Origin of the sequence: Streptomyces sp. NBC_00252 (assembly GCF_036187565.1) — a bacterium.
GTDB lineage: Bacteria > Actinomycetota > Actinomycetes > Streptomycetales > Streptomycetaceae > Streptomyces.
On the sequence record NZ_CP108087.1, the window covers coordinates 3,805,284 to 3,818,180 of the forward strand.

The following is a 12,897-nucleotide window of genomic DNA, read 5'->3' on the forward strand; positions in this document are numbered from 1 at the left end:
GGCCCGTCATATCGCCGTGTGGCACGCCGACTCGTACCGATCTCCGGCCCCGCCCCCCGAACCCCGACCTCCGCGAGGAGCAACCGTGGGAGACCCGCACCCAAAACTCCACGCCACCCATCTCACCCGCACCTTCGGCCGCGCCCCGCACCAGGTCGACGCCCTCGACCCGCTCGAACTCACCGTCGCCCCGGGCCTGCTGCGCCCCACCACGGGCACCCTGGAGATCCGCACGCCGCCGCCGTCCGCCCCGCGCCTCCGCCGCACGGCCCACCCGGCCGCCATGATCTTCCAGGACTACGGCATCTACGACTGGAAAACGGTCCGCGCCAACGTCCGCTTCGGCCTCGACATCCAGCGCGCCCCGCGCCGCGAGGCCGATGCCCGCGGCTCCAGTCGGCCTACAAGGCGGCGGGCGTCTCGAAGGGGTCCCCGCTCCCGGAGTCCCGCACGGTCGACCGCTCCCTGTACGAGGAGGCGGTGGGCCACCAGCCGTAGAAACACCGAGGGCCGGAACCCTTTCGGGTTCCGGCCCTCGGCCTTCAGTAGCGGGGACAGGATTTGAACCTGCGACCTCTGGGTTATGAGCCCAGCGAGCTACCGAGCTGCTCCACCCCGCGTCGGTAAATGCAACGTTACGTCAGACCGGCGGACAGAAGCAAATCAGTTATCAACCCAGGTCAGCGACGCTCAGCCGGGGAAGCCCTACGCGGTCAGCTCCTGCCGCAGCGCATCCCGGAGCCGCGCGGCCCGCTCGGACACCTCGCCGGGCCCCAGGGTCACCGCCCGATCCGCCCAGCGCTGCCCTTCGGCCAACTCCCCCCGCCGCGCATACACGAGCGCCAACCGCAACGCCGCCCGCCCATGCCCCGCGTCAGCCGCCCGAGCCCACCACACAGCGGCCTCGGGCTCGCTCCCCTCCCGAGCCAGCAACAGCCCCAGATTGAACGCCCCGTTGCGAGACCCGGCCTCCGCGGCCGACCGGTACCACCGGGCCGCCTCCACGACATCGCCCCGCGCGGCGGCCAGCATCCCCACCCGGACCTGCGCCCGCCGATGCCCCTGGGACGCGGCCCGCTCGTACCACTCCTCGCACTCGGTCTTCTCGTGCACCTGCTCACCCAGCTCGTGCGCGGGCGCGGGCGGCCGCCGGGAATCAAGCACCGAGGCCAGCCGGTACGCGGCCTCCGCGCTCCCGCCACCGGCCGCACACCGCAGATGCCGCTCGGCCTCCCGCTCGTCCCCGTCCCGGAGCCGGGCGATCCCGACCTGCAACGCCGCCTCCGTGTGCCCGGCGGCAGCGGCCCGCTCGTACCAGGGCAGCGCGACGCCCTCCTCGCCCCGCCCGGCGAAGAGGATCCCGAGGTTGAACGCGGCGTCCACGCTGCCGGCCTCGGCGGCCTTGGAGAACCACGGCTCGGCCCCTGTGGCGTCGCCGCCCTGGAGCAGCAGCACGGCCAGCGCGTTGGCGGCCTCACGGTGCCCGGCGTAGGCGGCCCGGCGGTACCACTGCTCGGCCTGCGCGGTACGCGCCTGCTCGGCGCACAGCAGCCCGAGGTTGTACGCGCCGTTCACGTCTCCGGCGTCCATCGCGGCCCGGTACCAGCGCTCGGCGGTCTGCGTCTCCCCGCGCTCGGCGTGCAGCGCGCCCAGCGCGTTGGCCGCGTTGCCGTCGCCGTCCTGCGCGGCCCGCAGCCACCACACGGCGGCGCTCTCGGTGTCGCCGGCGTCGCGCAGCAGGAACCCGAGCGCGCAGGCGGCCCGCGCCTCCCCGTCCTTGGCGGACGTCAGATACCAGCGCCCGGCCTCCTTCAGCTCGCCCCGCCGCTCCAGGATCGCCCCGAGCTGCAGCGCGGCGCGCTGGTGTCCGCGCGCGGCGGCCTGGCGGTACCACTGCTCGGCCTCGCCGCCCGCGGGGGGCGCGTCGACACCGTTGTCAGTCCCGTACTCGTCCTCGTGCTGCGTCTGCCGGTCGAGCGCGCGGGCGAGCCGGTACGCGGCCTCGCGGTGCCCGCGCTCGGCGGCGGACCGCATCCACTGCTCGGCCGCGGTGTCCCCGCGGTGCTCCAGGAGATCGGCGAGCGCGTACGCGCCCAGCGCGTGGCCCTGTTCGGCGGACTGGCGCAGCCAGTACTCGGCGGCGGGCTCGTCACCGCGCTCGCGGTGGTAGCGCCCGAGCGCGTGCGCGGCGGCGGCGGAACCGGCCACGGCGGCGATGCGCCACCAGCCGGCGGCGTCGTCGGTGTAGCCGCGCTGGTGCAGGAGGACGCCCAGGTTGTTGGCGGCGGCCCGGTCGCCCTCGGCGGTGGCGGCACGCAACAGGGGCTCGGCTCCGTCGAGATCACCGCGGCGCAGCAGCATCGCTCCGAGGACACTCATCGCCTCGACGTCGCCGGCCTGTGCGGCGAGCCGTGTGCGTGCCTCGTCGACAGCCTCCCCGTCACCGGTCTCGTCCCGGTCGGAAGGCTGCACAAAACGCCCTGTATCCAACAGAGTTGCCTTGTCCCCCATAACGTCCATCGTCGCACCACCTGCAACCTGGGTACACCTGGTATACCGCAGCCCGTGAGGTCTCTACAGCGTTTTGTCGACATGCCCACAGAGAGACAAGCCAAACACGGTTTCACCAACTCCCCCCGGCGGCACGGCCGTCACCCTCGTCGGCACATGCGTTCGCACAGCGCGAAGGCCCGGATCCTTTAAGGATCCGGGCCTTCGCGTTCAGTAGCGGGGACAGGATTTGAACCTGCGACCTCTGGGTTATGAGCCCAGCGAGCTACCGAGCTGCTCCACCCCGCGCCGTTGTGTTGCAACCGTACCACGGCGCGGAGGGGGCCTCTGACCTAGTGATCAACTGCCGTCTGAGCTGCGCTAACCGCTCGCACTGCTCGGACTTCCACTGGCACTGGGACTGGCACTCGGACTGCTCTTGTCGCTGTTCTTGCCACCGCTGCTGGTCTTGCTCTTGTCCGCCGCGGCCTGCGCGTCCTCGGCCCGCTTCAGCGCGGACTGGAGATCCTTCTGCGCCTGGCCGTACGCCTCCCAGTCGCCCTTCTTCAACGCCTGTTGCCCGGCGTCGAAGGCCTTCTGGGCGTCGCTCAACGCCGCCTGGACCGTGGGGTCGCTGGATGTCGGTGGACTGGTGCTCTCGTCCGGTGGCGGGGTCGTACTCGTCTCCGCCCCGAAGACCTTGTTGAGCCCCTCGTCGAGGGTGTCCTCGAACGCGGTCTTGTTCCCGTAGGCCACCAACACCTTGCGCAGGAGCGGGTACTTGAGTCCACCACCGCGTACGTAGACAGGCTCCACGTAGAGCAGTCCCCCGTCGAGCGGCACCGTCAGCAGGTTGCCGTACTCGATGTCGGAGTCGCCGCCCTTGAGCAGCTTGATGGATTCGGCGATGTCCTGTTGGGAGTTGAACGCGCTCTGCACCTGTTTGGGCCCGCCGACGGTCGTACTGGTCGGCAGCTTCAGGATTCTGATCTTGCCGTAGTCCGGGGTGCCGGCCTCGGAGTCGACGGCCATGAAGGCGCTGAGGTTGTCTCTGCCGTTCGGTGTGAACGTCGTCGTCAGCGAGAAGGCCTGCGCGGACTGGTCCGGCATCTTCATGCTCAGGTAGTACGGCGGGACCGCGCTCCCCGACTTGTTGGTCGGGTCGTCCGGCACCTGCCACACCTCGCTGCCGCTGAGGAACGTCTGCGCGTCCGTCACGTGGTAGCGGGTGAGCAGCTCGCGCTGCACCTTGAACAGGTCCTGCGGGTACCGGAGATGGGCCATGAGCGCGGACGAGATGTCGGCCTTGGGCTTGACCGTGCCCGGGAACGCCTTCATCCACGTCTTCAGGACCGGGTCCTTGGTGTCCCACTGGTACAGCTTGACCTGGCCGGTGTACGCGTCGACGGTCGCCTTCACCGAGTTGCGGATGTAGTTGACCTGGTTCTGCTGGGCCACCACCGCGCGGTTGTTGTTCGACGCCGTCAGCGAGTCGGCCGTGGTGTCCCCGAGGGTCGTACGCGAGGCGTACGGGTATCCGTTGCTCGTCGTGTACGCGTCGACGATCCACTGGATACGGCCGTCCACGACCGCCGGATAGGCGTCACCGTCGATGGTCAGCCAGGGCGCCACCGCCTCGACGCGCTCCTTGGGCGTGCGGTTGTACAGGATCCGCGAACCCTCGCCGATCGCACCGGAGTAGAGGATCTGCGGTTCGTTGAACGCCACCGCGTACGCGGCCCGGTTGATCGGGTTGGAGAGGTTGACCCCGCTCTTGCCCGTGTAACTGGTGGTCTTCTCGCCGCTGTCGTCGGAGTAGTCGATCTCCTTCTGGGGACCGCCGACGATCGAGTACGTGGTGGTCTTCTCGCCGTAGTAGATCTGCTGCTCGTACGTCCCGAGGTCACCCCTGGACGGCAGATCGGACTCGGTGAAGACCGGGCGGCCCTCGGAGTCGACCTCGGTGCCCTTGGCGGCGACCACTCCGTAGCCGTGCGTGTAGCGGAAGTGGTCGTTGATCCAGTTGTTCTTCGGGATGCCGTTGAGGTTCAGCTCGCGCAGGCCGATGACCGTGTCCTGGTCCTTGCCGTCCTCGCTGTACCGGTCGACATCCAGGTTGGTCGGGAACGCGTAGTAGTTCCTGATCTGCTGGAGCTGCTGGAACGTGGGCGACACGACGTTCGGGTCCACGATCCGGATGCTCGCCGTGGAGTCCACGTCGGAGCGCAGCTTGCCCTTGTCCTTGGTGGTGCTCGTCCCCGAGTACTCCGTGACCTTGGTGTCGTCGATGCCGTAGGCCTCGCGCGTCGCCTTGAGGTTCTTCTGGACGTACGGGGCTTCCTTGGCCTGTTCGTTCGGCTGGACCGTGAACTTCTGGACGATCGCCGGGTACAGGCCGCCGATGAGGATCGCGGAGAGCACCATCAGGCCGAAGCCGATGACGGGCAGCTGCCAGGTGCGCCGCCACAGGGTGGCGAAGAACAGCAGCGCGCAGATGACGGCGATGCAGAACAGGATCGTCTTGGCCGGCAGATACGCGTTCGCGTCGACGTACCTCAGGCCCGTCCAGTCGCCCGTCGCCTTGAAGTCGCTGGACTTCACGGCGAGTCCGTACCGGTCGAGCCAGTAGGCCACCGCCTTGAGGGCGACGAAGATGCCGAGCAGCACCGACAGATGCCCGGTGGCCGCGGCCGTGGCGCGCGCTCCGGGGCTGGTGATGCGCAGGCCGCCGTACAGGTAGTGCGTCAGCGCGGCGGCCAGCAGCGAGAGGATCGCGGCGGCGAAGCCGAAGCCGAGCAGGAAGCGGTACCAGGGCAGGTCGAACGCGTAGAAGGACACGTCGAGATGGAACTGCGGGTCCGACTGGTGGAAGGGCACGCCGTTGACCCACATCAGCCAGACCCGCCACTGGCTGGACGCGGAGGCGCCCGCGATCAGCCCGACGAGGGCCGTGATGGCCAGCAGCAGCCACTTCTTGTAGGGCGCGATGCCCATGCGGTAGCGGTCGAGGCTCTGCTGCTCCATCGACATGGCGCTGAGCGGCGGGCGCAGACGGTGCGCCAGCCAGATGTTCACCCCCACCGCGGCCGCCATCAGCAGCCCGAAGACGAAGAAGAGCCCGATCTTCGTGGTCAGGGTGGTCGTGAACACGGACGAGTAATGCACCGAGCGGTACCAGAGCCAGTCCGTCCAGAAGCCCGCGAACATCGTGAACGCCATGCCGAGTACGGCAAGGACGCCCAGTGTCATGAGCAAAGTCCGGACACGCCGGGACGGGCGGCCCACTCTGATCCGCGGCCCTGTCGGGCCTCCGCCGCGGTCCGGCATCTGGAAAGCCAAGGTGCGCACCTCGAAGTTCGCTGTTGGTCGCTGTCGTTGCGTCAGGTCCCCGGTGTCGGGGGCCCTCCGTAGCCCCACGTGATCGCGGGCCCACACCTATGCAACTTACTCACCGTTTACTCGGTTCCCGATTCCGGCCATGAACGAGGCAGGATTGTGACCATGTCCAACACTCCCATGGCGGCGAACCCCCTCACCCGGGCCGTGCTCGAGATCGACGAGTACGCCTCCGGCCTCGGCTGGGACCAGCCCGCCCGCCTCTTCGCCCTCGTAGACACCGCGCAGTTGCGGGCCCAGGAACCCGGTCTCGCGGCCCAACTCGGCCTGCGGGACGAGCCCGAGACCACCGGTCTCACCCCGATCGAGCAGGAGGAGATCCCGGCCGGGAAGCCGCTGGACGAGTTCCTCGGCACAATCGCCTGGCCCGACGCGGTGGCCGGCTGCGCGCTCACGGTCGAGCGCCTGATGCTGCCGCCGTCCGCCGAGGCGTCGGTCCCGGAGGGCCTCAGCGGGCAGAAGCTCACCCAGTGGGTCGCCCAGCACCCGGACCGCCAGGAGGTCCGCATGACGGTCGCGGTCCTGCGCGACGGCAGCCGCGACTCGGCCCTCCGCCTGCGCGAGAAGGACTCCCCCACGGAGGTCCTCACCGGCGGCGCCCTGGTCCCCGGCCTCGCGGAGGCCCTGTCGGCCACCTTCGAGGACTGACACCGTCCGCTACGACTCCGATGCTCGGGTACGACTCCGGGGGCGCCCTCTGTGTGAGGACGCCCCCGGAGTCGTAGCGAGTCTTCCGAGCCGTGATCGAGCTCTTCTTGAGAAGAGGCCTGGAAGAGGCCTTGGGGGATGCCTTGTTCAGCTCTTGGTGCTGCACTTCGGGAGGTCGGCGGTCTTGCCGCTGTTGATCAGCTTCAGGGAGCTGATCGCGTCCTTGATGGTGTTGACCTTGACCAGCTTCAGACCGCCCGGGGTGTCCTTGGCGGCCTCCGCGCAGTTGTCGGCCGGGGTCAGGAAGTACTGGGCGCCCTTGTTGCGCGCTCCGACCGTCTTCATCGAGATGCCGCCGATCGGACCGACCTTGCCTTCGTCGTCGATCGTGCCGGTGCCCGCGACGAACTTGCCGCCGGTGAGGTCGCCCGGGGTGAGCTTGTCGTAGATGCCGAGCGCGAACATCAGGCCGGCGCTCGGACCGCCGACGTCGGCGAGCTTGATGTCGATGGTGAACGGGAACGTGTGATCGGTCCCGGCGGAGATGCCGACGATGGCGCGCTTGGCGCCGGTGTCGTCGGAGGTCGCGGTGGTGATCGTGATGTTCTTCGTCGCCGTCGCCGTCTTGTTCGCCTTCACCGCGGCGGCCTGCTCCTTGGCGGGCACGATCGTGAACACGACGTTCTCGCCGGGCTTGTGCTTGGTGACCAGCTTCGCGACGTCGTCGGGCTGCTTCACCGTCGTACCGTCGACCGCCTTGATCACGTCACCGGCGTGCAGCTTGCCCTCGGCCGGGGTGCCCTTGACGACCGTGGAGACGATCACCCAGGACTTCACCGGGACGCCCAGCTGGTCCAGGGCGGCGACCTTGGCGCTCTCCTGGGACTGGCTGAACTCCTCGGCGTTCTCCTGGGTGGACTGCTGCTCCGTCTTGCCGTCCGGGTACAGCGTGTCGTGCGGGACGATCTTGTCGTCGTGGGCGAGCCAGCCGTACACGGCCTCGATGAGGTTCATGTTGTAGTCGGCGCTGGTGACGCGGACCGTCGTCATGTTCAGGTGACCGGTCGTCGCGTAGGTCTTGCGCCCGTTGATCTGCAGTACCGGCTCGCCGTCGTGGTCCCCGAGCGTGTTCACCGTGGGGCCCGGCGACATCTCCGAATACGGGACGTTGATGAGGACTCCCGCGCACAGGAGCGCGATCAGCATCAGGGTGGAGGCGAGCATCGTCGCGGTGCGGCGTGGCATGGCACGACAGTACGGGACGCTTCTGTCAGCGCACCGTCAGGGCCGTCTTCCGATCAGGTGCCGGAATGCGACTTCTCCATGGCCTCGCGGAAGCGCGTGTACCCGTCCAGCTCCGGACCGTCGCTGCGCGCCTTGCGGGTCCGGTTCGCCCAGCTTCCCCAGACGCCGGCACCTATCGCAGCCGCCAGCGGAATCAACAACCAGGCGAGTGCCGCCATGCCGACCTCCCAACCCCGAATGAGTGAACTCAACTGACTGATCAGCAGATTAGCCAGCCCCACTGACAACGCTCATGCCCGGGGGACGGTTACGCAACCGGAGGACGGACGACGGGGTTGTGATCGTGCGTCAACAGGCGCCGACCCACTCCTCGGTGCCGTCGGAGAACTTCTGGTGCTTCCAGATCGGCACCTCGTGCTTGAGGTCGTCGATCAGCTTCCTGCACGCCTCGAAGGCCTCGCCCCGGTGCGGACACGACACGCCGACGACGACCGCCAGGTCCCCGATGCCGAGATCGCCCACCCGGTGGACGGCGGCGAGCGCCCGTACCGGGTACTCCGCGACGACCTTCTCGGCGATCCGCCGCATCTCGTCCTCGGCACTGGGGTGGGCCGAGTACCCCAGCTCGTCGACGTCGGCCCCGCCGTCGTGGTTGCGCACGGTCCCCACGAAGAGGGCCATCCCGCCTGCCGCGTCGTCCCCCACGGCCCGGAAGACCTCGTCCACGGAGAGGGGCGTCTCCCGGATCCCGATCAACTTGATGGGGTCCTGCGCTGCCAGCTCACCGGGGTGGTCGATCGTGGGTGCCATGCCTCCATCGTGCCGCACCTCGCGGACAGCGAGGAATAGCACTTTCACCAGGCACGCGCGTGTGCGGGTTTGGAGTGTCCTACAGGGGGTGGGCTTTTCGGGGGTGGGGTCGGCGTGTCGCTGGAGCCCTGGGTGCGCTTGACGGGAGCGGGGTCTGGGCGTCCCGGATGTGCCCGCCCGTCAGATCCGGCGCCGCGCCTTCCGGGCCCGGCGTACGACCGCCGCCGCGCCCAGCAGGGCGACCGTCGCGCCCGCTGCGCCCGCCGCCGTCGCGTCCTTGCGGCCGAGGCGGCGTCCGACGACCGTGTGCCTCCCGGAGACCTCCTCCAGCAGCTCCGCGAGCACTTCCTCGTTGGTCCACTGCGGCCGCCAGCCCGCGTCGTGCAGCCGGCTCCCGCTGACCACCCAGGGGTACATCGTGTAGGCGAGGTCGCCGGCCGGGGACGGGGTGAGCCCGATGCGGTGCAGCCGAGCCGCCGCGCCGAGCGCGACCGCGGACGGCAGCTCCATGCGGCGGATCCCGCTGAGCTCCTCGACCTCCTCCTGCTCCAGCCATCCGTCGCAGCCGACGGCGAGCTCCCCCTCGACCTTCTCCAGGACGGCGTACTCCAGGGCACTGCACAGGTCCTCGACGTGGCAGAACTGCCAGGCGGGCCGCGACCCGGCCACCACGAGGAGCCGGGGCGACTCGAAGTACCTGGTCAGCGCGGTGTCGGTGCCGCCGACGAGGACTCCGGGGCGGACGACGGTGACGTTCAGCCCGGGGTGCGCCCGGGGTGCGCGGCGGGCGAGGCGCTCGACCTCCAGGAGGTCGCCGACGCCGGTGGCCTCCGCGGTGGCGCGCAGTTCGGCGTCCTCCGAGAGCGGCAGTTCGTTGTCGGGCAGCGCGCCGTAGACCATCGCCGAGGTGCACAGCACGACCCGGTGGACCCCGGCCGCCGCGGCGGCGGTCAGCACGGTCTGCGTCCCCCGGACGTTGTACGCCGAACGGGCGGCCGGGTCTGTCTCCAGATCGAGGTCCAGGGCCAGATGGACGACGACGTCCGCGCCGCGCAGCTTCTCCGCGATGGCCGGATCCCGTACGTCGAGGATGTGCCACTGCGCCGCGGCGCACTCGCCGCGCCGCTCGTCGATGGCGATGACCTGCTTGATCTCCTCGGAGGCGGCGAGCCGCTCGGTCAGCAGCGCCCCGATCCCGGACGCGGCGCCGGTGACCGCGACGACGGGCCCGCGCACGGCGGGACTGGTTGAGTGGTTTCGCGCTGCGCGAACCTGCGGATCTGGGGAACTCACCGGGCGTCTCCAGCGGTTGTCTTCAGTACGGATGCGCGTGACGCGTCCGGACCAGGTGGCATCCATCCTGCCGCAGGCCGGGTCTCGGCGAAGCACCGAGGCCCGATCGGCCCGCGGTGTCTACGCTGGGTGGTGTTGAAGGGCAGTCGTGCCGTCGGAGAGAACCGGCGGCCTTAACAGCCGAGGAATCCCGTGAGTGACACCCCATTCGGATTCGGCCTTCCGCCGGAGGAGCCGGACGACGGCGACGAGGGCAAGAAGAAGGACCAGGAGAGCGGTGGTGGTCAGGGACCGGCCAACCCGTTCGGATTTGGCGGCCTGCCAGGTGCCGGGGGCTTTGGCGGCCCCGGCGCGGACAATCCGCTCGCGGCCATGTTCGGCTCGCTGAACCCCAATGACCTGGGCGCCGCGTTCCAGCAGCTGGGCCAGATGCTCTCGTACGAGGGCGGCCCGGTGAACTGGGACATGGCCAAGCAGATCGCCCGCCAGACGGTCTCCCAGGGCACGCAGGACGACGTCAAGGACGCGAGCATCGGCCCCGCCGACCGCAGTGCGGTCGAGGAGGCGGTGCGGCTGGCCGACCTGTGGCTGGACGACGCGACCTCGCTGCCGTCCGGTGCCGGGAGCGCCGTGGCGTGGTCCCGCGCGGAGTGGGTCGAGGCGACCCTGCCCGCCTGGAAGGAACTCGTGGACCCGGTCGCCGAGCGGGTCGGCGCGGCCATGGGCGATGTCCTGCCGGAGGAGATGCAGGCCATGGCGGGCCCGCTCATCGGCATGATGCGCTCGATGGGCGGTGCCATGTTCGGCACGCAGATCGGGCAGGCCGTGGGCGTGCTCGCGGGCGAGGTCGTCGGTTCGACCGACATCGGCCTGCCGCTCGGCCCGGTCGGCAAGGCCGCCCTGCTGCCGCTGAACATCAAGGCGTTCGGCAAGGACCTGGGCGTCCCCCAGGAGGAGGTGCGGCTCTACCTCGCCCTGCGCGAGGCCGCCCACCAGCGCCTGTTCGCCCACGTGCCGTGGCTGCGCTCGCACCTGTACGGCGCGGTCGACGGGTACGCGCGCGGGATCAAGGTCGACACCGCGAAGCTGGAGGACGTGGTCGGCCAGTTCGACCCGGCGAATCCGGAGCAGCTGCAGGACGCGCTCCAGCAGGGCATGTTCCAGCCGGAGGACACCCCGGAGCAGAAGGCCGCCCTGGCCCGTCTGGAGACGGCTCTGGCGCTCGTCGAGGGCTGGGTCGACGCGGTGGTCCACGCGGCCGCGAAACCGCGTCTGACGTCCGCCGACGCGCTCCGCGAGACCCTGCGCCGCCGTCGTGCGACGGGCGGTCCGGCCGAGCAGACGTTCGCCACGCTGATCGGCCTGGAACTGCGCCCGCGCCGGCTGCGCGACGCCTCCCGTCTGTGGGCCTCGCTCACGGACGCGCGCGGTGTCGACGGCCGGGACGGTCTGTGGGCCCACCCGGACATGCTGCCGACGGCCTCCGACCTGGACGACCCGGACGGCTTTGTGCACCGCGAGCAGCTGGACTTCTCCGAGCTGGACAAGATGCTCGGCGAGGCGGCGAGCGGCACCGCGGAGAAGCCGAACCTGAAGAAGGACGAGGACTCCAAGGACGACGACACCGAGTGAGCCTGTACGACGACGCGGTCCTCGTACTCAAGAGCTACGAGGACCAGGAAGAGCTGCGCCAGGCCTACCTGGACCACCTGGCCGCCCACCCGGACGGCATGTGGAAGTCCTGCCACTCCGGGCATGTCACGGCGAGCGCCCTGGTGATCGACCCGGAGCACGGCAGGGTCCTGCTGACCCTGCACAAGAAGCTGCGGATGTGGCTCCAGATGGGCGGTCACTGCGAGCCGGAGGACACCTCCCTGAAGGCGGCGGCGCTGCGCGAGGCCACGGAGGAGTCCGGCATCACCGGCCTGACTCTCCTGCCGGGCGGCCCGGTCCGCCTGGACCGCCACGCGATCCCCGCGCCGTGCCACGTCCACTACGACGTGCAGTACGCGGTGGTGGCACCCCCCGGCGCCGTCCAGGAGATCAGCGACGAGTCCCTCGACCTGCGCTGGTTCCCCTACGACGAGGTGGCGTCGGTGGCGGACGAGTCGGTCGTACGGCTGCTGGAGGCGACGCGCGCCAGGCTCTGAGCAGGGTGTGGCAAGCGCCGCACGTGTAAGGGGCGCCCGCAATGGCGGGCGCCCCTTACGTTTGTTTTCCGGACGCGCTCGGCTGTTTCCCGGACGCTCAGCTCCAGGCGTTGCCCTGGTTCTGCGCGTGCGCGCCGTGCTGGCCCATGCCGAACTGGGCGGCGACGCCCTGGCCGATCGCGGCGTTCTGCGGGGGCAGCAGTTCGCTGGGCTGGACGAGCGCGTAACCGCTGCCCATGAAGCTCAGCTCCCAGCCCTCACCGGTGTTGCCGCGGCGCCGCCACACCCCGGAGGAGTGCGTCTGGGCCTGCATCTGGACCCGCAGTCCGGTGGACCAGGCGACGATGGCGTCGGCGTCGCAGTTGACGTACTTGTCGGGCGTGACCTGCATCATCAGGGGCGCGCCCGAGGTCATCAGGGCGACCTTGCCGCGGCCGGTGATGTTGAGCTGGTACTTCCCGGAGCCGGAGATGCCGTACTGGCTGTCCACGGCGATGACCTCGTGGTGCAGCGAGGAGTCCATGGCGAGGACGTAGCTGCTGTCGACGGTCAGGCCGTCCTGCTCCACGTCCACCACGTGGATGTGCTGGGCGAGGTTGGCGAGGAAGACGGTGCCCTGCCCGTGGCAGCGCATGAGGCTGAGGCCCTCGCCGGTGGCCGCGCGGGCGTAGGCCTGCTGGGTGTTCTGGTACTCGGCGTCGAACTCGACGAGCCCCTGGTAGGCGACCATCGTGCCCTTGCGGGCGAGGATGTCGTCGTGGCCCTCCAGGACGACGCGCAGCATCTGCTTGTTCTGGAGGCTGTAGCGGTCCTGGGACTGCGAGTCGTTGAACGCGAAAAGCGGGCTCTGCATGGTGTCGTGTTC

10 protein-coding genes, 2 tRNA genes and 2 pseudogenes are annotated in these 12,897 nt (G+C 69.9%); 5 read left to right on the forward strand and 9 right to left on the reverse strand.

Annotated features, from left to right (window positions below):
* Positions 1-85 precede the first annotated feature (85 nt).
* A pseudogene (locus tag OHT77_RS16360) lies at positions 86-394 on the forward strand (ABC transporter ATP-binding protein); the annotation flags it as partial.
* Positions 376-498, forward strand: a pseudogene (locus OHT77_RS45035) (ABC transporter substrate-binding protein); the annotation flags it as partial. The pseudogenes OHT77_RS16360 and OHT77_RS45035, both read left to right, overlap by 19 nt.
* 48 nt (positions 499-546) lie before the next feature.
* Here the strand turns inward: OHT77_RS45035 and OHT77_RS16365 are convergent.
* The 4 genes from OHT77_RS16365 to OHT77_RS16380 all read right to left on the reverse strand — a co-directional run bounded on the left by OHT77_RS16365 (position 547) and on the right by OHT77_RS16380 (position 5,817).
* Positions 547-620 (reverse strand) — tRNA-Met (locus tag OHT77_RS16365).
* Positions 621-705: 85 nt separating this feature from the next.
* On the reverse strand, positions 706-2,520 hold the full coding sequence (locus OHT77_RS16370) for a tetratricopeptide repeat protein (protein ID WP_328829213.1): 1,815 nt from the start codon (positions 2,518-2,520) through the stop codon (positions 706-708).
* Between the two features lie 205 nt (positions 2,521-2,725).
* Positions 2,726-2,799 (reverse strand) — tRNA-Met (locus tag OHT77_RS16375).
* 72 nt (positions 2,800-2,871) lie between these two features.
* Positions 2,872-5,817, reverse strand: coding sequence for a UPF0182 family membrane protein (locus OHT77_RS16380; RefSeq protein ID WP_328834257.1), 2,946 nt, complete (start codon positions 5,815-5,817; stop codon positions 2,872-2,874).
* 174 nt (positions 5,818-5,991) lie between these two features.
* Here OHT77_RS16380 and OHT77_RS16385 point away from each other — a divergent pair, with 174 nt between their 5' ends.
* The gene (locus OHT77_RS16385) at positions 5,992-6,534 is read left to right on the forward strand and encodes a PPA1309 family protein (RefSeq protein WP_328829214.1); all 543 of its coding nucleotides are present in this window, start codon (positions 5,992-5,994) and stop codon (positions 6,532-6,534) included.
* 147 nt (positions 6,535-6,681) lie between these two features.
* On the opposite strand, the gene OHT77_RS16390 is transcribed toward OHT77_RS16385, so the two are convergent.
* The 4 genes from OHT77_RS16390 to OHT77_RS16405 all read right to left on the reverse strand — a co-directional run bounded on the left by OHT77_RS16390 (position 6,682) and on the right by OHT77_RS16405 (position 9,882).
* Positions 6,682-7,779: a YlbL family protein gene (locus tag OHT77_RS16390; protein ID WP_328829215.1), complete on the reverse strand. Its 1,098-nt coding sequence runs from the start codon at positions 7,777-7,779 to the stop codon at positions 6,682-6,684.
* A 53-nt stretch (positions 7,780-7,832) separates the two neighbouring features.
* The gene (locus OHT77_RS16395; protein WP_266772351.1) at positions 7,833-7,997 is read right to left on the reverse strand and encodes a hypothetical protein; all 165 of its coding nucleotides are present in this window, start codon (positions 7,995-7,997) and stop codon (positions 7,833-7,835) included.
* Positions 7,998-8,127: 130 nt separating this feature from the next.
* Positions 8,128-8,589, reverse strand: a complete 462-nt coding sequence (locus OHT77_RS16400; RefSeq protein WP_266772349.1) for a molybdenum cofactor biosynthesis protein MoaE — start codon at positions 8,587-8,589, stop codon at positions 8,128-8,130.
* 180 nt (positions 8,590-8,769) lie between these two features.
* The gene (locus tag OHT77_RS16405) at positions 8,770-9,882 is read right to left on the reverse strand and encodes an SDR family oxidoreductase (RefSeq protein ID WP_266772347.1); all 1,113 of its coding nucleotides are present in this window, start codon (positions 9,880-9,882) and stop codon (positions 8,770-8,772) included.
* A gap of 192 nt (positions 9,883-10,074) precedes the next feature.
* On the opposite strand from OHT77_RS16405, the gene OHT77_RS16410 reads away from it, so the two are divergent.
* Both OHT77_RS16410 and OHT77_RS16415 read left to right on the forward strand, forming a co-directional pair.
* On the forward strand, positions 10,075-11,514 hold the full coding sequence (locus OHT77_RS16410) for a zinc-dependent metalloprotease (RefSeq protein WP_328829217.1): 1,440 nt from the start codon (positions 10,075-10,077) through the stop codon (positions 11,512-11,514).
* On the forward strand, positions 11,511-12,032 hold the full coding sequence (locus OHT77_RS16415) for an NUDIX hydrolase (protein WP_328829218.1): 522 nt from the start codon (positions 11,511-11,513) through the stop codon (positions 12,030-12,032). The genes OHT77_RS16410 and OHT77_RS16415 overlap by 4 nt, the downstream gene beginning before the upstream one ends.
* A gap of 97 nt (positions 12,033-12,129) precedes the next feature.
* On the opposite strand, the gene OHT77_RS16420 is transcribed toward OHT77_RS16415, so the two are convergent.
* A complete protein-coding gene (locus OHT77_RS16420; RefSeq protein ID WP_266772342.1) occupies positions 12,130-12,885 on the reverse strand; it encodes an AIM24 family protein in 756 nt (251 codons plus the stop codon).
* Between the last annotated feature and the right edge of the window lie 12 nt (positions 12,886-12,897).

What these genes read in the sequence shown, in the direction of transcription:
- OHT77_RS16370 (WP_328829213.1), bottom strand. Translation starts at nt 2,520, where the DNA reads ATGGACGTTATGGGGGACAAGGCAACTCTGTTGGATACAGGGCGTTTT.
- OHT77_RS16380 (WP_328834257.1), bottom strand. Translation starts at nt 5,817, where the DNA reads ATGCCGGACCGCGGCGGAGGCCCGACAGGGCCGCGGATCAGAGTGGGC.
- OHT77_RS16385 (WP_328829214.1), top strand. Translation starts at nt 5,992, where the DNA reads ATGTCCAACACTCCCATGGCGGCGAACCCCCTCACCCGGGCCGTGCTC.
- OHT77_RS16390 (WP_328829215.1), bottom strand. Translation starts at nt 7,779, where the DNA reads ATGCCACGCCGCACCGCGACGATGCTCGCCTCCACCCTGATGCTGATC.
- OHT77_RS16395 (WP_266772351.1), bottom strand. Translation starts at nt 7,997, where the DNA reads ATGGCGGCACTCGCCTGGTTGTTGATTCCGCTGGCGGCTGCGATAGGT.
- OHT77_RS16400 (WP_266772349.1), bottom strand. Translation starts at nt 8,589, where the DNA reads ATGGCACCCACGATCGACCACCCCGGTGAGCTGGCAGCGCAGGACCCC.
- OHT77_RS16420 (WP_266772342.1), bottom strand. Translation starts at nt 12,885, where the DNA reads ATGCAGAGCCCGCTTTTCGCGTTCAACGACTCGCAGTCCCAGGACCGC.